This window comes from Zoogloea sp. JDB1, from assembly GCF_056724025.1.
Genome location: NZ_CM161496.1, coordinates 469,806 through 492,135, shown reverse-complemented (window position 1 = coordinate 492,135; position 22,330 = coordinate 469,806). Strand labels below are relative to the sequence as shown.

Annotated in this window: 10 protein-coding genes; 1 reads left to right on the top strand and 9 read right to left on the bottom strand. The window is 70.2% G+C overall.

Going from position 1 to position 22,330, the window contains the following annotated elements; translation table 11 throughout:
• Positions 1-140 precede the first annotated feature (140 nt).
• The 3 genes from AC1PPK_RS02270 to AC1PPK_RS02260 are packed head-to-tail and all read right to left on the bottom strand — an operon-like array spanning position 141 to position 6,297.
• Positions 141-2,066 (bottom strand): PAS domain-containing hybrid sensor histidine kinase/response regulator, encoded by a 1,926-nt coding sequence (locus tag AC1PPK_RS02270; protein ID WP_481116229.1) that lies wholly within the window; start codon positions 2,064-2,066, stop codon positions 141-143.
• Positions 2,063-3,355 carry a cyclic di-GMP phosphodiesterase gene (locus AC1PPK_RS02265; RefSeq protein WP_481116228.1) on the bottom strand — a complete coding sequence of 431 codons (1,293 nt, stop codon included), beginning with the start codon at positions 3,353-3,355 and terminating at the stop codon, positions 2,063-2,065. Before AC1PPK_RS02265 ends, AC1PPK_RS02270 begins: the two co-directional genes overlap by 4 nt.
• A 53-nt stretch (positions 3,356-3,408) precedes the next feature.
• Positions 3,409-6,297 (bottom strand): CHASE domain-containing protein, encoded by a 2,889-nt coding sequence (locus AC1PPK_RS02260; protein ID WP_481116227.1) that lies wholly within the window; start codon positions 6,295-6,297, stop codon positions 3,409-3,411.
• A gap of 178 nt (positions 6,298-6,475) precedes the next feature.
• Here AC1PPK_RS02260 and AC1PPK_RS02255 point away from each other — a divergent pair, with 178 nt between their 5' ends.
• A complete protein-coding gene (locus AC1PPK_RS02255; protein ID WP_481116226.1) occupies positions 6,476-7,234 on the top strand; it encodes a sulfite exporter TauE/SafE family protein in 759 nt (252 codons plus the stop codon).
• Between the two features lie 3 nt (positions 7,235-7,237).
• Here AC1PPK_RS02255 and AC1PPK_RS02250 read toward each other — a convergent pair whose 3' ends face one another.
• The 6 genes from AC1PPK_RS02250 to AC1PPK_RS02225 form a co-directional block, all read right to left on the bottom strand.
• Positions 7,238-10,417 (bottom strand): eCIS core domain-containing protein, encoded by a 3,180-nt coding sequence (locus tag AC1PPK_RS02250; protein ID WP_481116225.1) that lies wholly within the window; start codon positions 10,415-10,417, stop codon positions 7,238-7,240.
• Positions 10,418-10,524: 107 nt separating this feature from the next.
• On the bottom strand, positions 10,525-11,919 hold the full coding sequence (locus AC1PPK_RS02245) for an ATP-binding protein (protein ID WP_481116224.1): 1,395 nt from the start codon (positions 11,917-11,919) through the stop codon (positions 10,525-10,527).
• Between the two features lie 10 nt (positions 11,920-11,929).
• Positions 11,930-13,765, bottom strand: coding sequence for a contractile injection system tape measure protein (locus tag AC1PPK_RS02240; RefSeq protein ID WP_481116223.1), 1,836 nt, complete (start codon positions 13,763-13,765; stop codon positions 11,930-11,932).
• A 13-nt stretch (positions 13,766-13,778) separates the two neighbouring features.
• Positions 13,779-16,529 carry a hypothetical protein gene (locus AC1PPK_RS02235; RefSeq protein WP_481116222.1) on the bottom strand — a complete coding sequence of 917 codons (2,751 nt, stop codon included), beginning with the start codon at positions 16,527-16,529 and terminating at the stop codon, positions 13,779-13,781.
• Complete coding sequence (locus AC1PPK_RS02230) at positions 16,522-19,230, bottom strand: hypothetical protein (RefSeq protein ID WP_481116221.1); 2,709 nt, start codon at positions 19,228-19,230, stop codon at positions 16,522-16,524. Before AC1PPK_RS02230 ends, AC1PPK_RS02235 begins: the two co-directional genes overlap by 8 nt.
• Positions 19,230-22,325 carry a hypothetical protein gene (locus AC1PPK_RS02225; protein ID WP_481116220.1) on the bottom strand — a complete coding sequence of 1,032 codons (3,096 nt, stop codon included), beginning with the start codon at positions 22,323-22,325 and terminating at the stop codon, positions 19,230-19,232. Before AC1PPK_RS02225 ends, AC1PPK_RS02230 begins: the two co-directional genes overlap by 1 nt.
• Between the last annotated feature and the right edge of the window lie 5 nt (positions 22,326-22,330).

The window sequence follows — 22,330 nt, the reverse complement described above, 5'->3', positions numbered from 1 at the left end:
CAAGGATAGCTGCTGGCCTTGCACTGTCCTTGCATGGCTTTGTAAGAAAATTTATGCGCCTGCACTGTGGCTTCCAGCGGAGAAAACCAGCATTCGCGGGGCTTCTTGCTGTGGCGGGCCGATGCTGCCCGGATGCCCGCTTACACTTCCTCGGGCGGTTTGATTGCCAGGCCGGCCCGGTAGGCGGCGATCAGGGTCTGCCGCCAGCGCTCGATGGCCGCCGCCAGTGCGTCACGGGCAATCGGCTTGATCACGTAGTCGTCCATGCCGGCGGCCAGCGCATCGCGGCGCTCCTCCGGCATCGCATCGGCGCTGACGCCGATGATGTAGGCCTTGTAGCCCTGCTCGCGCAGTCTGCGGGTGGCAACCAGGCCGTCCAGGCGCGGCATGCGGGCGTCCATGAAGATCAGCTCGTAGTCGGCCGCGGCGCAGCGGGCCAGCGCGTCCTCGCCGTCCTCGGCGAAGGCCACGTCCTGGGCGCCGAATCGTTCCAGCATGCGCGCCAGCACGGTGCGGTTGATCGGGTTGTCCTCGACGACGAGGATGCGCGTGTTCTTGCGCAGGATTGCGCGAGGCGCGTCGGGGGTGTGGGTTTCCTCGCCGATGCCGGTTTCCAGTTCGGCGGTGAACCAGAAGCGTGAGCCGGCCCCTTCCTGGCTGTCCACGCCGATCTGGCCGCCCATCAGTTCGCACAGCATGCGGCAGATCGCCAGGCCCAGCCCGGTGCCGCCGTAGCGGCGGGTGGTGGACATGTCGGCCTGCTCGAAGGGCGTGAAGATGTGCGTGCACTTGTCCGCTGCGATGCCGATACCGGTGTCGCTGATGGTGACGCGCAGGCTGATCCGGCCGGGCCCGAGCGGCGCAGAGGTGGCATGTACGCCGATCTGCCCGTGGGCCGTGAACTTGAAGGCATTGCCGACCAGATTCATGAGGATCTGGCGCAGGCGGGTCGGATCGCCGACAACCACCCGCGGCACGCTGTCGGCCACCGTCGCGGTGAACACGATGGATTTTTCCGCGGCGCGGGCGCGGAACAGTTTCTCCACGTCGGCGACCAGCGGGCGCAGGTCGAAGCCGATCTTCTCGAGGCTCAGCTTGCGGGCCTCGATCTTCGAGTAGTCGAGGATGTCGTTGATGATGCCCAGCAGCGCGTCGCCGCTGCTCTGGATGGTGGCGATGTATTCCTGCTGTTCGGGTGTGTGCGGCGACATCTCGAGCAATTGAGCCATGCCGATGATGCCGTTCATCGGGGTGCGGATCTCATGGGACATCATCGCCAGAAAGTCGCTCTTGGCCCGGTTGGCGGCGTTCGCTGCGTCGCGGGCGGCGATCAGGGCCTGCTCGGCCTTGTGGCGTTCGGTGACGTCGGTAATGCAGAACACCCGGCCGATGACCTCCTCGTCGTGGCGGGCCGGCCGTGAGCTGGCCTCGAAGATACGGCCGTCGCGCAGCGGCAGGATGTCGAAGGTCTCCTTCAGGTCCTGGCTGTGACGGGTCAGTAGCGCGTGCAGGTCGGTGCCGCCTTCCACCGCGTTGGCCATGTACTGAAGGATTGCATTGTCGTCGTGGCGGGCGAGGAGTTCCTCGGGCAGGTTCCACAGGCGCGCCAGGCGCCGGTTCATGTTGGTGACGTGACCGCTGCGGTCGAGCACCAGGATGCCGTCGGCGGTGGCCTCGAGCGTCGCCCGCAGGCGTGAGGCCATCAGCGCCAGTTGGTCCTCGGCGCGTTTCTGCGCGCCGATGTCGGTGGCACGTACCAGGATGCCCTCGGCAATCCGCCGCACCGTCTTGCGGGCCGACAGCAGGCTGTCGTCGGCGCGCCGGTAGAGGCCTTCCAGAACCTGATCCTCGGTGCCGCCGCCGGCCCGCATCTCTTCCCAGAAGAACAGGTCGGTCAGTGCGCATTCGATGTCAGTGATCGACTGGCCGGGCAGGCTGCCGGCCGGGTAGCCGAGCAGGCGCGAAGCAGCAGGATTGGCGGCGAGGATGACCAGGGACTCGGGGTCGACGAGGAGCAGGATCTCCTCGGCAGCGGCGAACAGCAGGTCCTGGTAGCGGTCGCTCATTGCCGGCGCCCTTTGCGCGAATCTGAGTCGAAATAGTAGGTCACGCGCTTGCGCGGGCTGAGGTACTCATAGACCTCGGGCGGCAGCTGGATCGGGCGCAGGGCCTTGGCGATGTTGATGTCCGGCTCTTCTTCCAGGTCGAGCAGGATCGCTTCGTCCTTCGGAATGCTGGGATCGTAGACGGTGACCCATGGGCGCAGCGGTTTGGCCGGGTTTACCGAGGACACCAGCGCCAGCGCGTCGTTGGACAGCTTGACCACGGTGCCCGGCGGATAGACACCCAGGCAGCGGATCATCACCTGCAGCACCTTGCCGTCGAACTTGGCGCGGCGCTGGGCGAACATCAGCGACAACGTCTCGTGGGGCGTCATCGCCTTGGCCAGGTCGGGCGGGTTGCACAGGTTGTCGTAGTAATTGACCAGCGACACGATGCGCGCCAGCGGATCGATCTGGTCGCCCTTGAGCTTGTTGGGGTAGCCGCTGCCGTCCGACAGTTCGTGGTGCTGGAGGATGATGCGCAGCACCGGTTCGGGCAGGCCGAGCTGCTTGCCCATGCGCAGCCCGTATTCGCAATGCAACTGGCGCAGGTTGCGCTCCGGTGTGGTGAGTTCCTGGCGCGGTCGTGCGATGCGGTCGGGCACGTCACTGAGACCGACGTCGTGGAGCAGCGCGCCGACCCCCAGCAACTGGCAGGCGGGCCGGTTGAAGCCCAGGTCCTTGGCCAGCATCATCGACAGGATCGAGGTGTTGAGGCCGTGATAGTAGGTTTCCTCGCCGCCGGCGTGTTCGCCGATCACGTGCAGCGCCACGTCGGGCTGGTCGAGGAACGCGGTGACCATCTGATTGACCAGCTCGTCCACTTCCTCCAGACATTCCTTCGGGCGGGCGAACAGGTTCTTGTTGATGTTGCGCATCACGCCGGCGGCCTTGACCAGGGCCTTCTCCACTTCGATGACCTGGCGCTTGCGCTGGGCCAGGCGGGCGATGCGCTCATGCTTGCTGGCCAGCGCGGCGTTGGTGGTCGTATCCTCGACGGGTGGCGCGGCGGGTGGCAGCTCCACCGGCAGAGTCGTCACCATGCCCCGCGGCAGCACGTCCGAGCGGTCAGGGTCGTAGCGGAAGTGCTTCGGGCCCAGCGCGCGCAGGGTCTGTAACTGGTCGGCGCTGCGGATCTTGAAGCTGTTGAAGCTGAACGGGTGGCTGAACCAGGGCAGGTCGATATGGATGAACAACCCTATGCAGAGCTGGTCAGGGGTGACGACGAAATCCTGGGACGGGGTGTCTGGCATCGGAGGTCAGGCGGCGGACGGTTCCTGCTATTTCGGCCGGCAAATGACGAAGTTTAGCCGCCTTGCGTATCGGTGGCTCCCGTGTTCAGTAGTTCAGGCCGTTTTTCGAGCCAGCGCAGCAGGGCGCGGAACAGCAGGTCCGGGTCGGCGGGCTTGGCGATGAAGTCGTCCATGCCGGCTGCGCGGCAGGCCAGCCGGTCTTCTTCGAAGGCGTTGGCGGTCATCGCCAGGATCGGCGTGTGGCGGTGGGCCGGCAGCGCGCGGATCGCACGGGCCGCGGCGAGACCGTCCATCACCGGCATCTGGATGTCCATCAGGATCAGGTCGTAGGGCGTCTGCTCGGCCATCTGCAGCGCCTCCGCACCGTTCTCGGCCAGATCTGCGGAGAGGCCAAGGACCTCGCGCAGCAACTCCAGGCCAACCTCCTGGTTCACCCAGTCATCCTCGGCGAGCAGGATGCGCCGGTCGCCGAAGCGGGCGCGCAGTCGCTGTTCAGCGTCGGTGCCGTCCGGCAGCGGGGTTTCGGCGGTCTCGACGGTGTGCGTGGTGCGGCGTACGCGGCACGTGAACCAGAAGGTGCTGCCTTCGCCGGGCTGGCTGGCCACGCCGATCTCGCCGCCCATCAGGCGCACCAGGCGCTGGCAGATCGTCAGCCCCAGGCCGGTGCCGCCGAAGCGGCGGGTGGTGGAGCTGTCGGCCTGCTCGAAGGGCTGGAAGATGCGTTGCTGCGCGTCGGCGGGGATCCCGATGCCGGTGTCGCGGATCTCGAAGCGCAGCAGCAGGCCGTCCGCGTCTTCATCGGTGCTGCTGATGCCCAGCGTGACGCTCCCCTGCGGAGTGAACTTGATCGCATTGCCGACGATGTTGAGCAGCACCTGCTGCAGGCGCAGGGGATCGCCGAGCAGCGGCAGTTCGGCCAGTCCCGGCGCCAGGTTTACGTGGAATTGCAGGCCACGCGTGGCCGTTTCGGTTCCGACCAAGCTGTCCACATTGGCGATCACGGTTTTCAGTTGGAAGGGCACTTCCTCGATCGGCAGCCGCTCGGCGTCGATGCGCGACAGTTCCAGCACGTCGTTGAGCAGTTGCAGCAGGTGGCCGGCGGCGCGGGAGATGCGACCGAGGCGCTCACGCTGGTCGGGGTCGGCGTTCTTGCGGCTGAGGATGTGGGTGAGGCCGATGACGGCATTCATCGGCGTGCGCAGCTCGTGGCTCATGTTGGCCAGAAAGCTGCTCTTCGCGCGGTTGGCGGCTTCGGCGGCCTCCTTGGCGATGGACAGGTCGGCGGTGCGGGCGGCGACCAGCTCTTCCAGATGGTCCCGGTGGCGCGCCAGCTCCATGTTGGCCGCCGCGATATCCTGGGTCTGACGCTCGACGCGGCGTTCGATGATGGCCGTGCGGCCGGTCATGCCCAGCATCAGGGTCTGCAGCAGTGTGGCAAAGAGCAGGCCGACGACGCCGACGCCCCAGGCGATCCAGGGGCGGTTGAGGGCCAGGTAGTGGTCGTCGGCGAAGACCCGCAGCGACCACTCCCGGTCACCGGTGTGGATCTGACCGCTCCACACGGCGCGGGTACCCGTCGCGTCGACGGGCGTGTTGGGGCTGTCGAGGCGCTGCGGCCCGTGGCTGCCGGCGGGGTCGACGAGTTCCAGGTGCAGCCCCGGCGGCAGCCCGTCGCCGATGGCCGTGGCGACCAGCTGGTCCATCTTGATGACCGCGACGGCGAAGCCACGCAGCGGGTCCGTCCTGACCGGCTGTTCTCCGTGCCCATGGACCGGGGCGAGGGCTAGCACGGCGATCCCGTCGGTATTGTCCTGGACCAGCTTCAGCGGTGCGCTGATGGAAATCTCGGTATCCCGTTCCCGGCTGCGGCGCACCGCGTCCCGGCGCACGCTCTCGGAGGCAAGATCGAAGCCCAGGGCGAGCCGGTTCGGGGGCGCCGGCGAGATGTAGGTCACCGGCACGTAGGCCTCGCGCCGCGAGGCCGGGATGCGTTGGCCCTGCGCGTTCTTTTCGTGGATGCCGAAGTCGGCATCGTGCAGACGTTGCTGCATGCCATGTTCGAAGCTGGAGCGGTTTGCGTTGAGCACGTAGGCATTGAAGCTGAAGGCCGACAGGTCCGGGTTGTCCTGTAGCGTGGACAGCGTGAAGGCCTCGAACTGGGCTGGACCGATGTTGGGTGTCACTTCGAGCAGGCGGCGCAGCGACAGCAGGGCTTCGCGGTGGGTCTGCAGGCGATCCTCGATGCGCTTCTGGATCTGTGCACCGTCGGCCTCCAGACGGCGCTGTTGGCCGTTCTGTTCCCAGCGTGCGGTGGCGTAGATGGCGATGCCTACGAACAGCAGGGTCAGCAGCATCGGCGCGCTGATCTGGCGTCGGCGGGTCTGCCACAGGCGGTTGGAGCGGATCAAGAAGCACAGGCACAGGGGAGCGAAGGTGAGCACGCCGAGGGCATCGCCGACGAACCAGTTCCACCATGCGAAGGCCAGCTGAGGTGTGGCCATGACCTGCAGCACCGCCAGGCTGCCGATACCGATGGACGGCGATACCAGGCAGGACAACGGGCCGCCGATCAGCAGGAAGTGCAGCACCATCCGCTCGTGCTCCAGCGCATGCCAGCTGTTGCCGCCCCAGCGCCGCACCAGGGCCTGGCCAAGCCAGGCCTGGGCGGTCGCGCCGCAGGCGATCAGGCTCGCCGCGACGGCCGTCCGCGGATCGAGCGTGTGGCTGAGGAAAGCCAGACCCAGGTTGAGGCTCGCCGAGCCGAGCCAGATGCCCGGCAGCGCGCTGCGGCCGAAGCACAGGGCGGCCGCCAGGGCCAGGCCAGAGGCCGGGAAGATCGGGCTGGCGTAGCCGGGGGCAATCGCGAACAGAAGCCCGAGTCCACCGAGGGCCAGGTAGCCGGCGGCAACGAGCAGGAGTCTGCTGGGCGTGGCGTTCAACATCTTCGGACAGGGGCCACGAGGGAGGCGGCGGATCAGTTGGCCTGAACAAACCGGCCGGAAGTGGAAAATGTACTACTTAAGGCATAGGCTGGGGGGGACGGTGCTGTCCTGCAACATGGATTCACATTGCCTGCTATGCTGCGGCGCTCCCTTCCCCGATCCGTTGCCCCTTGTTCCGATGGAAATGAATGCCGCCGGCTGGATCGTCACCGCGATCGCCGTCCTGCTCACCGGCATCTCGAAATCCGGTCTCGGTGGCGCCCTCGGCGGGCTGGCCGTGCCCTTCATGTCCATGTGGCTGTCGCCGCGGGACGCTGTGGCAGTGATGCTGCCTATCCTGATCTGCATGGACATGGTCGGCATCCGCGCGTGGCGTGGAAAAGCCGACTGGGCCGACCTGCGCCTGCTGATCCCCGCCGCGGTGGTCGGTATTGCCGCCGGCACGCTGGCCTTCGGGGTAATGTCGGAGACGATGGTGAAAGGGGCGCTGGGCCTGATCTCAGTGGCTTTCGCGGCGGATCGCGTGTTGCGCCGCAATCGCCCGGCCGCCGGCACGGGCGGCCAGCCGCCGCGCCGCGGTTTTGCGTGGCTGTGCGGCGCCGGGGCCGGCTTCACCAGCACGCTGGCCCACGCAGGAGGGCCGCCGGTGATGGTCTATCTGCTCAGCCGCGGCCAGCCGCGCCAGGTCTTCGTGGCCACTTCGGTGTTCTTCTTCGCCTTCATCAACCTGGCCAAGCTGCCCTTCTACCTGGGACTCGGCCTGTTCTCCCGTGACACCCTGCTGATGTCGGCGATGCTGCTGCCGCTGGTGCCGATCGGCGTGTGGACCGGCATGCGCGTGCTGGCCAGGCTGCCGGAGCGCGGCTTCTACCTGTTCGCCACGGCGGCGCTGGGCCTTTCCGGCGTGAAGCTGCTGTGGGATGCGTTGGCCGGCTGAGCTTTACTTGCCGAGGTCGAATACCTCCGCCTCCGGCCGCGCACCCTGGCGCGATGCGATGGTGCTGGTGAAGGCCTCCTGCTGCTCGCCATCCTCGTTCTTGCGTATCGCGTAGCAGTTGAAGTCGGCGTTCACGAAGTTGCGCAGGCTCTTCTTGCCGGGCACCGGGAAGCTGGAGGCGACGATGCCGACCTTCACCTCGTACCACACCCAGCTGTTCTTCTTCTTCAGCCAGCCGAGCACCGTCGATTCGGTGGAATAGCGGTGGCGGCTGTTGGCGATGGCGGTGATCGGGAACAGGTTCTTGTCGTCCCCTTCGCCGCCCAGCTTGTCGTTGAGCAGGTGGCCCTTGATGTACTTGCGTTCGGCGCTCTCGCCCGGATCGGTGACCAGCTGGTTCATCACTGTCGCTAGCGCCGACGAGGCCGGGCCGCTGCCGTGGGCGCCGGCGTACTTGGCGTCGAGCCAGTCGACGCTCATGTGCACCGCCACCTGGCTGCCGCCGAGGCCGGTCTGCACCTGGCTCAGGAAGCTGGTCTTCTTCGGCGTGCCGACCTCCTCGAAGGCCTCGAAGAGGGTCTTCATGTCGGCCACCACGGTCGGCGCTTCCGGCGTCGTGGCGAGGGTCTGGCGCACCCGCCCGATCACCGCCACGGCGTTCTTGCGGGCCTTGCTGGCGTCGGCCTCCTTGGCCATCGCCGCGTACTGGTCGAGCTTGCTGAGGATCGGCTTGGGATCCTTGCTGGCCACCATCGGCACCGGCTTCTTCTCGTCGCCGCTGAAATACACCTCGTGGGATTCGCCGCCGGCGGTGCGGAAGGGTTTGCGTTCCTTCCACCACTCGACGACCTTGCCGACCGCCGCCTTGGCCTTGCCGTACAGCGCCTGGCCGATCTTGACGATCCAGCCGACCAGCCAGTCGAGGGCCTTGTCGATGGGGGCGCGGATCTTCTGGATCACCGCCATCACCTTGTCGGCCACCTTGCCGAGGCCGATGAAGCCGGCCAGGAAGCTGATCGCCAGGGACAGCAGGTTGGCCAATGTGGATTCCACGCGCTTGGCCGCCGCGTCGATGGCGCCGCCGGCGATGGCCACGATGGAGTCCACGAAGGCCTTCACGGTCTGGGCGATCTGCGCCAGCTTGCTGACGAAGACCATCACCGTGTCGTAGATCGACAGGATCGCCGAGATGAAGCCGGCGCCGGGGATGAACATCGCCACCAGCTTGGGCACGGCCTTCTTCACCACCATGTCGATGACGAAGTCGCTGATGCCGCCGATCACCATGTCCTTCAGGTTGCCGAGCATTTCCTTGATCTTGTCCCAGGCGGCCGCCGGCCCGCCGGTGACCAGCGCGACGACCACGTCGAAGCCGGTCTCCATGGCCTTCACCACCGGCTCGCCGACGGCAGTGACGAGCTTCTGGCGGATGTTCTGCCAGGTCAGGCCGAGCACCGACAGCACGAACTTGAGGATCTCCTGCAACTCCAGCTTCTGCGGGATGTAGATGCCCGGCAGAGAGCCGGTGAGCCATTCGATGAGGCCGGTCTTGAGATGGGTGCCGATGCGGTCTACGAAGCCCTCGAAGCCGGCCTTGGCGGCCCGTACCAGGTTGCGCACGAAGCCGATCGGGTTGCGGAAAATGCTCTGCAGTGCGCCGGCGGTGCGGCGCAGGTAGGGCATCACGCTGGGGGCGACCACCTCGAAGATGATCTCCAGCAGGCTGATCACCTGCTGGCCGGCCCAGCTGAAGAAGCGCCCGGCGAAGTCGCCGAAGACCCGCGCGATGCGCACGAAGGTCTGCGGCAGGGTCAGCAGGTCGGCCACGCCGAGGCTGCGCAGGGTGTCCATGAACATCCCCGGCAGCGCGGTGACGAAGCCCATCAGCCCGGCAAGCGCGCCCTGGAACCAGGCCCAGGCGCGGGCGATGGCGTTGCCCTTCTGGATGTTCTCCCACACCTCGTCCTGGCCGATCAGCTTCATGAAGCCGCCGATCAGGTTTTCGGCGCTGCGCGGCACCGGCTCGCCGGTGATCAGGTTCTTGCCAAGCACCGCGCACAGCAGGTCCCAGCCGCGGGTGCCGGCGGCCAGCCCGGCCAGCGGGCGCAGGATCGCGTCGCGGATGAACTGCAGCACGCCGGACACCAGGTTGCCGACGAAGCTGGTGATGCGCGAGATGGGCTCGGTGACGATGCGCTTGGCCCGTTCCCACACCCCGCCCAGGTCGAAGATGTCGCGCCAGCCCAGGCTGTCGAGGAAGCGGTCCACCGCCTGGCGGATGCTGCTGCCGATCAGCCCGAGGGTGGCGATCTGCTGCTGCACCCACACGGCGACCCGGTCGATGATGCCGTGGTTGTCGAGGGCCTGGGTGATCAGCGCGCCGCCGGGCATCAGTTCCACCACCGCCCGCAGCAGGTTGGCCGGGGTGCGCTCGACGGCCCGCATGTTGATCGGGTTCACCCCCAGCACCAGCGTGAACATGCGGAAGCCGGGCAGGTTGTTGGCGTGGTCGGCGAAGTAGTCCAGCGCATCACTGATGCCGAGGCGCTGCACTGCCGGTGGACTGTGCTCCACCACGCCGGGGAGCAGGCTGCGCCGCACCTGGGCCGGTGCCTGCGGTGCGGCGCCCTGCTGGATGGTGTGGGTCAGTTCGTGGGCGATCAGCTCGCGGCCGGCGCTGCTGTCGGGTTGGTAGGCGTCGCGGCCGAAGAAGATCTCGCGCCCGACCGTGAAGGCGGCGGCATTGAGTTGGCGGCTGGCCTGGGCCGCCTGCGGCCCGGTGTGGATGCGCACCGCCGAGAAGTCGGCGCCGAAGCGCGGCTCCATGAAATCCCGCAGGCTGCGCGGCAGCGGCTGGCCGCCGGTGGGCAGGGCGGCCGCAGCGGGGGGCGGCCGTGGTGCGGCGGCGGTCGCCGCAGCCGCCACAGTCGGTGTGCGCTGGGCGGACGCCGGCACGAGGCCGGTAAAGCGGGTGGCGCTGGCCGACACCGGCACGGCCGGCAGGCTGACCACCCGGCGGGCGACCTGCACCGCTTCCCGCTCGGCGGCGTCGTGGGGGCTGGACACCATCAGCCCGCCGACCGTGGCACGCTGCGGCATGACGGGCGCCGGCGTCCTGACTGGCGCCGCCATGGCCCGGTGCTCGGGCGTGCGCAGGATGTGGCGGGACAGGGGCGCGTTCATGGCTGCGTTCCGCCAGTGGGTGCGGGGACGGATTCACCTCCACAGGTGACGCCTGGGGCGGTAGCCGGGCAGCGGAGATCCGGCGGGGTGCGCATCGCGCCGCCGGCCTAGCTGGCCCGGCCCTCCTTCAGCAGTTCGCGGCGCAGGCCTTCGTCCGCCGCCGCCGCGCTCACCGAGCCGTCGCCGCGGCCGAGGGCCTGCAGGCAGGCGTAGCGCACCACGTTCATGATTGTGCCGCCGGAGATCTCGTGCTGGCGGGCCAGCTGGGCGAGGTCTAGGGCCGGGTCGAGGCGCACCGGGGCCGGGAAGGCCTCGCGCCACAGGCGCAGGCGCTCGGCCGGGCGCGGCAGCGGGAAGGCCACCACCGACTGGAAGCGGCGCAGGAAGGCGTCGTCGATGTTGTGGCGCAGGTTGGAGGCGAGGATCACCACGCCGGTGAAAGCCTCGATGCGCTGCAGCAGGTAGCTCACTTCCTGGTTGGCGTAGCGGTCGTGGGCATCGGAGACGCTGCTGCGCTTGCCGAACAACGCGTCGGCCTCGTCGAAGAAGAGGATCCAGCCGGCCTGCTCGGCGGCCTCGAACAGGCGGGCGAGGTTCTTCTCGGTCTCGCCGATGTACTTGGAGCTGACCTGGGACAGGTCCACCCGGTACACCTCGCGTCCGCAGCGCTGGCCGAGCAGGCAGGCCGACAGGGTCTTGCCGGTGCCGGACGGGCCGTGGAAGAGGCTCACATAGCCCGGTGCGATGCGCCGCCCCAGGCCCCAGTCCTCCATCAGCGTGCGGCCGTGGACCAGCCACAGGCCGATGTCCTCGAGCTGGGCGAGAGTCTGGGCGGGCAGCACCAGATCGCTCCAGTCCAGCCCAGTGAAGACCCGCCGCGCCGGGATGCCAGCTTCGCCGCCGGTGGGCAGCGGCAGGCCGGGCAGGGCTTCGGCGAGGAAACGCGGCGACAGCAGCAGTGGGCCGCCGAAGGGGCTGGCCGGCCCGTCACCGGCCGCCGCCGGACTCAGGCGCAGCACGTCCTCGCTCGCCAGCCGGCCTTCCGGGGCGAGGCGGCGGATCGCGGCGAGGCGCAGCTCGAGGGCGTCGCCGGCCAGCAGGAAGCAGGCCGTCTCGCCGCTGGGCTGGAAGCTGGCGCCGTCGGCACGGCCACCGAACTCGGTAAACGGGCGCTGGGTCGTCTCGTTGCGCGACCACAGCACATCGAGCAGCTGCGGGCGCAGCAGCGGGGCGAGGGCCAGCGCGACGAGCAACCGGTCGGCCGGGTCGAGACCGCGGCGGCGCACGGCGGCAGCATACGGGCAGCCCGCCCGGTCCAGGGGCGGGGCGTCGGCGGGCAGCGGCGGCGAGCCGGGCGGCTGGCCGAAGTAGGTCTGCAGGCGGACGCGCAGGCTGTCGGCCAGCCATTCCAGCTCGGCCTCCAGCGTGGCGGCGGCGGCCTGCAGCAGGCTGTCCGCCGGCTCTCCATCGGTGGGGCGCCAGGGCAGATCGTGGCTGTTCATCGGGCGCCCCTCATGGCGTGTCCCACTCGGTCAGCAGCGGCCACGGCATCCACGGCAGGCGGACCAGGCCGATGCTCCACGGCAGCAGGCCCAGCAGCATGTCGAAGGGCTCCGGCTCGACGCGCAGCTTCCAGGCCTCGTCTTGCCGACGCAGTTGGCCGCGGCGGCGCAGGAAGGCGGTGCGCAGGCCGTCCGTGGTAGTGCCGCGCAGGGCCTGCCAGTGGACCAGCACGGCGGCCAGCAGGGCCTCGGCCTCGGTACGCTCGGCCTCCGTCAGGCCGGGCAGCGCATGGGAGAACGGTGTGTCCGGTGTGAGGCCGAGCAGCAGCTTGGCGAAGGGCAGTTCGAATTCGAGGGCCGCCGTGCCGCTGGCCAGCCAGTGCAGCAGTGCCGCGGCGCGCGGCACGACGGCATCGGGCAGGGGCCCGCGGTGACCGGCAGCCACCAGCCCGGTGGCTTCGAACAGGCGTGGTAGGTAGGGATGCAGCAACACCAGCCCGGCCTCAGGCACGAGCAGGCCGGCGGTGCTGCGAGCGGCCGGGCGCTGGTCGAAATCGAGGGGAGCGCCGATTGGCGCCGCGGGCATTGGGAGCACGGAGGCCAAACGGGACGCGGCCAATGCCTGCGGGGCCTGGCTTGGCAGCGTGTCGATGGACTGCACCGGCGCTGCCGGCTTGTCCGACGGGAATGGCGTCCCGGCCAGCAGGTCGAGGACGGCCTGCCAGTGGAGTTCCGGCGTGCGTGCGGCGAACAGTGCGCTGAGCCAGGCGCGGGCGACCGGCAGCCAGGGGTGGCGGCCGTCGGCGGTGGGCTGCTCGCCCTCCAGCGTCCACGCCAGCCACAGGGCCTGGGCATACAGGCTGTCGCCGTCGTCCCGGTCGGCGGTGGCGGCGAGCAGGGCCAGCAGGGCGCGGCTCAGCGGATGGTGGGGCGCGGTGGCTGCATGGGTTCTCACCACGTGCCGGCGCCAGGCCGCCGGCAGCAAGGCCAGCCAGCGGCTCAGGCCACCGAGCCGTTCGGTGCGGGACTGGGCATGGATGTCCGGCGGCACGCAGCCGAGGCTGGCCCAGGCCAGCGCGGCTTCGGCCAGCAGCGCGCGCAGGCTGTCGTCCGGCAGGCCGGCCAGCGGCCAGTCCGGGCTACCGTGATGCAGGTAGGCGGCCAGCCCGGCCTGGGCCTGGATGTCGGCGGCGGCCGGTTGGGCGGGGGGCTGATCGATCGTGCCAAGGGGCGCCGCCGGGGCGTGGTCTTCGGTGGGCAGGGTGTCCAGCTGGCGGGCCAGCTCGCGCAGCGTCGGGACCGGCAGGGGCAGCGGCTCGCCGCCGAGGTCCAGCGTCGCGCCCGGCGGTGGCTGGCTATGGCCGGCTTCGGCATCGACCCGGGCGAGGGCGGTGCGCACTGCCGTGCGCAGCTCGCCCAGCGCGTTGTACCGCCAGGCCAGCAGCAGCGGCGCGGTGTCGGCGGGGCTGGATTCGGCACGGCTGGGGAAACTACCGGGGGCGGCGGTCGGCGGGGTGCGGTCGGTCGGGTCGGGCTGGCCGGTTGGTGGTGTCTCGGCTTGCTGCAGGGCCAGCCCGGCCAGGGCGGCGTTGGCGGCGGCGGCAACCTGGGCCGGCAGCGCGTCCGCACCCGATGTGCTGTCGAGCTGCAGCGTCAGTTCCAGGCGTGGCAGGCGGACCACCCGGTCGTCGGGGGCGTGGGCCGACAGGCTGTCGGCGAGGGCTGCCAGCACCGGCTCGGCAGCATCCCGCAGAACACCGCGCAGCGTGAAGGCTGCCGCCGGCGTGGGCGCCCGCGCCAGCCACAGCAGGCGGCGGATGCGGTGGGGGAAGGGCATGTTGCTCATGGCGGTGTCCGCGTCAGCGCTTCAGGCGGTTGAGGTTCTGCAGATTGCTGATCAGCACCGCCTGGGCCGGCACCGCGGCGCTGCCCTTGAGGGCCTCCAGCTTGTTGCCCAGATTGGCGGCGACGGCTGCGTCGGTGACATACACCGTGCTGTTGGCCAGCACCGAAGCCACGCCGGCGGCAGCGCCGGTGGAGGTGTCCACCTTCTGCGTGACGACCCGCGTAGTGGTGTCGGCGACCGCATCGCCCAGTTCCGTCTGGGCCTTGGTGAGCATGGCCTGGGCCTGCTTCAGGTTGTCGTCCGACAGGTTGCCCTGGCTGACCATGTCTACCAGGTTTTGCACGGTCTGGCGCTTGTACTCCACGTCCTTGACCATCTGGTCGAGCACCACGTCGCCGGTGGCGACGGTCTTGATGCCGACGGTGCCGGCGGCGGTGGCGTCCTTGGTGCTGAAGGCGCCCTTGACGAGGCCTTCCACGTTGGCGGTCTGGGTGTCCAGCCTGGCCCGGATGTCGGTCTGCACGGCCTTCAGGTCAGCGGCGAGGGCCTGTCGCGCGGTGTCGAACTGGGTACTGACCACGCTGCCGACCAGGGTGCTCACGACCAGGTCCACCGGTCTGACGACCTTGATCGGGAGGACATCAATGGGCGGCCTGCGCTGCGGCGGGCGCGGCAGCGGCGGCTCGACGGGCTCGGCTTCGTCCACCTCGGCGCAGGGGTAGGCGAGGGTGAAGTCGGCGACGACCTTGCCGCTGTCGTCGTAGGCCAGCACGAAGCAGCCCCCGCGCCACACGCCGCCCAGGTGGTCGAGGCCGGGGTTGTCGGTGGCGAAGCGGGCCAGCAACAGCTTGTCGTCGGCCTTGTCGTCCTTGGCCTTGATGAGGTTGTCGAGCCAGTCCAGCCAGATCGGGTGGGTGGTCTGGATCAGGGAGTCCACCGGCGACACGAAGTCGCTGCGCGACAGCTTGCCCAGGTTGACCCGCGCGGTGCCGACGGTGCGCAGGGTTTCGGCGATGCCATTGTTCCAGCGGCTGCTTTCGGTGGTGGTCCGGTAGGCGCTGTAGGTGGGCTGGTCGAGGGCCGGCCTGGCGTTGTCGGCCAGGCTGCTGACGGCGCTGCGGGCCTCGCTGGCGGCGGCGATGACCGATACGCCGGTGTCGGTCTGGTCGGGGATGTCCTTGCTGTCGATGGCAGACTTCAGGTTGTCCAGGTACTGGCCGGAGAAGATGTCGCTTTCGTCGAGGCGCAGGGACACGTCCTGGCGCAGCAGATAGTGGAAGCGGTGCAGGTCGGTGTAGCGGATGCCGGGGCGGATCTTGATCAGCTCCTTGCGGTTATGCACCAGCACCGCGTGGACTTCGAAGGGCAGGTTGCGGTCGGCGATGAGCTTCTTCAGCTCGGTGCGCACGTCGTCCACCGGCCGGCCGAGGTGGCCTTCGACGCGGAAGAAGTCGTGGGCGGCGATGCTGCCGGCCAGCGGATCGAGGGCGCGCGGGCTGCCCTGGTACTCGGCGGCCCGGTAGCCCAGGTTGTGGTTGCCGAGGCGGCGGGCGGCGAGGCGCGGGTTCCAGGCGGCGCTCATAGCGGCGGTGTAGTACCAGGGGATGGCCCGTTCGCCGAGGGGGCGCTCTTCGCCGTGGCTGGGGGTCACGCGCAGCGTGGTATCGGCGGGCGGCGCGTAGTTGGCGATCAGCTGGTCGAAGCGGCTCAGCAGCAGGCCCAGCTCGGCGGCGGTGCTGCGGCTGTAGCCGTCGGCGGCGGCCGGGTAGAAGCCCGTGCGGGTGTCGTCGGGGGCTGCCAGGGTGCCGGCTGCCAGGTGCTTGGGAAAGGCTGCCGGCAGCGGGCCGGCGGGCAGCGCGTCGGCGTCCAGCAGCACGTCGCGGACGGCGTTCCAGGCTTCACACAGGTCTTTCAGGAAATCGTGGAAGGGCAGCACCGCGCCGGCCGAGGTGTCTTGCTGGCGCTGCAGTGTGGCGATCCAGTCGGCAACGGGATTGCGCCGGAACACTGTGGCGAGCACGCCGGGGAAGCCCTCGGCGAAGTTCTTCAGGGCGTCCACCAGGCCGGCCAGGGTCTTGCCGGCGGCGTCCCGGTAGCGGGCGATCAGCACTTCGGCGGTGGCCAGGTCGCTGCCCAGCTGTGGGCGCCAGGCGATCAGCTCGGGCAACTCGCGGGCCTGTTCGGCCAGCGTCAGCGGGCCGGCGGCCAGGCGGGCGGCGGTGTCGCGGCTGGCGAGCAGCACGAGCAGGCGTTGCTGGCGCTCGCGGCCGAGGTTGTCGCAGTCGGCGCCGGTGCACAGGTCGGGGTCGCTGACGGTGGTTTCCGCCAGCAGGATCACCGCCTGGCCGTCCAGCGCACCGGCCGTGAGCGGTACGCCGAGCGGGTCGTCGCCGGAGGTCAGCTCGCCGCTGATCAGCAGCACGCCGCTGGCCGTATCGAAGAAAGGCTCGTAGCGGGGCGCTGTGGCGTCGTAAGGACGTAGGCGCGGATAGGTGGTGGCGGTATCGAGGCGGACCAGGTCGCCGTCGCAGGTCAGGCCGAGGCCGGCGCCGACGGTCACGCTGGCGCCGTCGCTGCTCACCGCGAAGCCGGCGACGATGCCGGCCCCGACCAGGGTGACGCGGGACAGGCGGTCCTGCTGGTCGAGCCAGCTGGTGACTTCGTTGAGCTGGGTGTGGGTGAGGACCTGGTCGCGCTCGAAGACCGCGTACTGGCTGGCGAGGGGCGCGGCGAGACTTTGCAGGACCTTGATCGGATCAGCCATGGTCCGTCTCCTGGTTGATGACGTGGTCGGGGGCGCTGCCGAGGGCGGTGCTGCCGAGGACGAAGGGCGGTTTGGGCGATTCGGCGAAGCAGTCGAACAGGGTGCGCTGCGGGTAGATGTTCTTCATCGTCGTGAGGGCGTCGATCAGCGCCTGCAGCTTGGCTTGCCGGTCGGCGCTGGTGACGCCGGCGTGCAGGGACAGCCAGTCCCGGTAAGCGAGCTCGAAGCGGGCCATGTCGTCGGCGTTCACCCAGCAGATCTTGGGCAGCAGGTGGGCCGGCACTTCGCTGCGGATCACGTGCTCGGCGAAGTTGCGGAAATCCATCTGCTGGAAGCGCCCGGCGTAGGCCGGCAGCACGATCTGCAGGCGCCAGGAATAAGGGTCGGCGTCGGCGCAGTCGCTGCAGTCGCTGTCCACGCAGATCGGCAGCAGCGGGTCGTCGTCCTGGCCGGGGCGCAGCAGCAGGTTCTCGATGAGGTACAGGCCCTCGCCGCTGTAGTGCTCGCGCAGGTAGTCGGCCAGGTCGGCGATCACGTTGCGGGCTACCGCCTCGCTGGGGAAGCCCTCGACGCGCCGCGCCAGCCGCTGGCCGTCGGTGTCGATGACGCTGAAGTAGAAGCGCTGGTCGTTGCCCTGGATGATGCGGTAGTGCTGGTCGTCGGCCTGTTGGCCGCGGATGATCGCGGCGACCATGCGGGCGCGGGCGTCCTCGCGGGTGGTGAAGTTGGCGGTGGACGACAGCAGGATCTTGTTGTCGCTGGCGCGATAGATGCGGAAGCGGAATTCGTCGCCGGGGGTGGTGTCGATCTCGGCGTAGGTCTCGTAGGACACCGCGCCGAGGTTGCGGCGGCTGAAGTCGGCGATGCCCAAGAGGCGCGCCAGACGCTCTTCGAGGCCGCTGACGTTGAGGCTGTTCCACAGGTCGGTGGGGCCGTCGAGGCTCTGGTCGTAGGCGCCGGCGCGGTTGGCCGACAGCTCGGCGGCGTCGGCCAGGAAGTCGCACTTGTCGGCGATCACCTCGTCGTCGGTGTGGGCGAAGGCGGAGGCCATCGCCGCGGCGTACTCGGAGAAGTCCTCGCCGAGGCGGGCCAGCAGGTGGTCGAGCAGGCGGTGCTGGCGGATGGCCGCCTCGGCCGGCGTCTCCTGCAGGTTGGCGAGCAGGGTCGGGGTGACGTCGGCGGCGTACACCTGGTCGTGGCCGACGATGCTGTCCACCGTCTGCGCGGCCAGCACGTGGGCGTCGTCGGGCAGGCCGTCGAAGCGGTCGGCGGTGGCGGTGAGCTCGGCTGGCGCCACCGACAGCAGGCTGGCGGCCTGGGCGAGCTGGGCCAGGTCGTTGGCGATCTGCTGGTCGAAGAAGCTGAGATAGGCCTTCAGCTGCAGCACCTGGGCCTGGCGCTGGGCGTCCGGGGTGCCGCCCAGGCCGGCTTGGCTGAGGCCGTAGAGGGGCGGGAAGTCGAGCTGCACCGAGCGGTAGGCGGCGAGCTCGCGCCAGCGCCCGTCGGGCACCGGCAGGTCTTCGGCGCGCGGCGTTTCGACGGCCTGGCGGGCGGCGTCGAGCAGCGCGTCGAGGCGCTCGCGCACGGCGGTGGGCATCTGCGCGAGGTTCCAGCCGGCTACCGGCAGGCCGCGCTTGCGGAACACCAGCCGGCCGGCCGGTGTCTCGCCGTCGGTGGAGATGGCCAGGCGCGGCAGGTGGCCGGCGCTGACCGGCACCCGCCAGCGGTTGGGCACCGGCTGTGGGTTGCCGCTGCTGTCGAGGGGATTGAGGACGATGTCGGTGATCGCGCGGACGCCGGGCACGTCCATCAGCACGCCGATCAGGTCGGACAGGCGCAGCTCGGCGGGTAGCTCGGAGGCCGTCAGGTCGGCCTCGTCGATGAAGCCGTCCTGCAGCGCCGGGCCGTCAAAGATGTCGTCCACGCCGCGCGGGCGGCCGTCGGCCAGTGGGCGCGTGCGCATCTGCACCAGGCTGTAGCTCGGCACCGGCGGGGCGATGGCCTGGGCGGCGGCGAACAGCAGGCGGGCGGCGGTCTCGGTGACGTCGGCGGTGGCTTCCAGATCCAGCTCGGCGCACAGGGCGAATCTCTCGGTCGGCACCGGTTCGATGGCGACGAAGTCCTCGCACAGGTTGCGATTGGCCTCCAGCGTGGCGCGTACCGCGCGCAGCACCGGCTCGCGCTCGGCCTGGGTGTTCACCGCGTCCATGAAATCGATGGCGACCCGGTACAGGCCGCTGATGCGCACTTCCCGGTAGTGGCCGTGGGCCGGTGGGGTACGGGCGAGTTGGCGCTGCAGCAGGTCGGCGTACAGGGGCGGCGCGTCGGCGGGCATGACCCAGGCGTTCTTCACGCCGGGCAGGTCGATCAGTTGCTTGCGCCAGTCGAGGGCGGTCAGCGGGCGTGTCGGCAGCACCTGCCGGGCCCGGTGGAAGCGGTCGGCGAGGGCGAGCGGCGCACCGGGCGGCGGGGTCAGCAGGTCTTCCAGCGGCAGCTCGGCCCGGTAGCCCAGCTCGGACTGGGCCCAGGTGATCAGTTCGAGGATGGTGATGCCCGGGTCGTGCAGGTTGTGGTCGGTCCACGTCGCGCCGGCGAGGCGGCGCAGCAGGGCCAGCCCCTCGTCGTAGAGGGCCTGGGCGTCGCGGCCGGCCGGCTCGGGGGCGCGGGGTAGCGTGGTCGGGGCGGGCAGGAGGGCGGCCATCAGCTCACCTCGGCAATCAGGTGTTCGGGCACGGAGACGAGGATCATGTCCGGCGTGTCGGGGGCCAGCTCGGGCCGGTCTTCATCCGGGCGGTCGGCGAAGCACAGGCGGAAGTCGGTGACGTAATCCACCCACGGCAGGCCTTCGACGAAATCCACCAGCGCCGAGCGCAGCACGCGGCCGCCGAATTCGAGGGCTGTGCTGGCGTCGAAGGCCCACGGCGACAGGGCATGCAGCAGGGCCTGGTTGATCTGCGCGCGGTAGTAGCTGAAGGCGTAGCCGGGCCGCATGGCGACCTTGAAATCCACCTGCACGGCCCGGTAGGCTGGGTTGCGTACCGCCAGTGTGGTGGCGTCCAGCCCCATCGGCGCACGGGCCAGCAGGAAGGCCTTGATCCGTTCCAGCGTGTCGAGGTCCACCCGCGGCCGCAGCGGGTCCACCGCGTTGCGGTTGCGCAGGTCCGGTACCACGACGACCCGCACGTGGCCGGGGGCCAGCCAGGAGGTATCGCTGGCGTGGGGGATGCACTTGACCCGCTCGACGGCCGGGAAGGCCTGCAGCACCAGACGCTCGTAGTCCCAGCGGGCGATGGCCCGGTTGCGGTGGCGCAGGCGTTCGGCGGCGCGGCGGGCCAGCCCTGTGGCGTCTTCCTGCAGCGTGCCGCCGAAGGAGGCGTAGGGCTGGCTGATCGCCTTCAGCGTCGGCGCCGGCGCGACGAAGCGCGTGATGCTGCCGGCCGGCAGTGCGCTGGCCAGATGGTCGGCCGCGTTGGCGTGGTCCTCGAAAACCGCCTCGAAGGCGTTGGCATGCACGCCGACCAGGCGGCAGGTGGCTTCCGGCTGTGCCGCGATGGCGGCCCGCAGCCAGATCAGGCCGGCCGGCAGGCGGGTGTTGTCGGTGGTCGCGTCGGTGGGCAGTACCAGGCTGACGAGGCCGCTGGCGCGCAGCTCGCGGCTGGTGTCGAGGGTCAGCTCGGCACCACTGGCGAGGGGCCGCCAGGCGTTGTCGGCGAGCACCGCCCAGCTCAGGGGCTGGGCGTTGGCGAGGGGATCGGCGCTGCCCTCGGCGACCTGGAACAGCAGGCTCAGCGGATCGCCGGGGGCGAGGCCGGACAGGCCGATGAGCAGCTCGCCGGCGTCCCGGTGGGGCGGCAGCAGCGGGATGGTGCCAGTAGCGCCGGCCGCCAGCCACGGGTGGCGACCCGTGAGCCAAGCATGCTCCCGCGACACGCCGAAGGCGTCCACGTGGAAGAACTCCACCTCGGCGTTGGCGAAGCTGGCATCGCTGTCGTCGTCCACCCGGCTCGGCCCCGCGTCGGCCTGGTAGGACAGGCTGATCTCCTGGGCCTTGGGTGTCCATGGTTCGCCGAGGATCACTTTCGGTGTGGCGAGCAGGCCGGCGACGGCCTCGCTGCGCCACGCCGCGTGGAGCAGATCGGTGTCCAGCGCCAGGGTGATGAAGCCGGCCCGCGGCGCGCTGGCGGCCGGCGCGTCGGAGGCCACGCCGCGGCGCAGGCGCAGGAAGCCGGCTTCGCGGCGGGCATAGGCGCTGCCGGCGCGGGCGAAGGCTTCGTAGACGGTGAGCCAGCGGTAGGGGCGGGGCAGGCCGGCGCGGCTGCTGGTGCTCAGGTCCAGCGTGGCGCGGCCACCGGTGGCCGGCGCCAGGCAGACCCGCCCGGCGGGATGGGCGCCGGCGGCGTCGGCCCATTCCGCCTGGGCCCACACGCCGCTGGCCAGATTGCCCTGGCCGGAGTAGTGGGCATAAAGCGCGGTCAGCGCGGCCTGGGTGGTCGGCGCGCCCTGCCAGCCGATCTGCAGGCTGAGGGCCGACAGGCGCTTGCCGAGGGCTTCCGCGCAGCCGACGTAGAAGCGCGTGCCGACGCCGGGCTGCGGGCCGAAGGGCAGGAAGGCCTTCTTCGGGTCGAGTTGGCCGAAATCGCTTTCGAGGGCGAGGCCGTGCAGGCCGTCCGCCTTCACGCTGATGCGCGCCCGGCGCAGCTTGAGGCCGGCGAGGCGGCCGAAGGCGGCGGAGCCTTCCTTCAGCATCAGTTGCAGCACCGGCAGCCCGGCCGGGAAGGCCTGTTGGTGCAGGGCCGGGCTGGCGTTGACGATGGCCGGCTGGGTGGCGTCGAGGCGCAGACTGAAGGTCCAGCTGCCGGCGGCCAGGGTGGAGTCGGCGCGGGCGATGGGGAAGGGGCCGAGCCAGCCCTTGGGGCCGGACAGGCGCGCCTCGAAGGCGTCGGCGAGCTGCTCGCCGCTATGGTTTGAGTCGATGCCGTCCAGCTCCAGGCTCACGTCGATCTGCCGGCTGCCTTCGGCGAGGCGCAGCACCGCCGAGGCGAGGGCGAAACCGACCGGCGCGTCGGGCAGCGCGGCATCAATGCCGTGGCGCACGCCGAAGGGGTGCCAGCTGGGCGGATCGGTGGCCAGTTTGGCCCCGAGACCGTTGGCGGAATCGGCCACCGGCGCGAAGCGCAGCCGGCCGTCGCTGCCGAGGGCGATGCTACGCAGGCTGGCGATGCGCGCCTGGGTGGCGACCATAGTGCGGACCGGCCGGTAGAACAGCGGCTGCTGGCGGGTGTCCTTGCCGGCCGCCAGCCGCGCGTCGGTGCCGATCTCCAGCGGCGTTGCGCCCTTCTTCAGCTCGACCAGCACATGTACGTGGTCGGCCACCGGCGGGCGCGGCGTGAGGCCGAGCACCGTCTGCATCTGGAAATCCAGGTGCTTGCGGGTGAAGTCGTTGAGCAGAGCACGCGGGTGGGCGGCGACCTGGAAGGCGGCGACCAGCAGCGCCAGATGCGGCGGTAACGTGCCGCTGTCGTCGTCGGCCAGCGCGGCGAGGCGGGCCTCGTAGGCAGCGTCGCTTTCGCCGCTGGCCTGTTGCGGCAGGAAGTCGCTCCAGTCGCCGGATGGCAGGCGCGGGTCGGCGCCGTAGTAGTTGAGATGGCCGGCCAGCGCGGCGGCGGCGCGCAGCAGGCCGCCGACGTCGCGGTTGTCCAGCGGCGCCGAGGCCGGATCGAGATGCGGGTCGCGGCGGTCCGCCTGGCGGGTGCCGGCGGCGGCGATGAGGGCGGCGAGGATCTCGTGCCGGGCCATGGTCG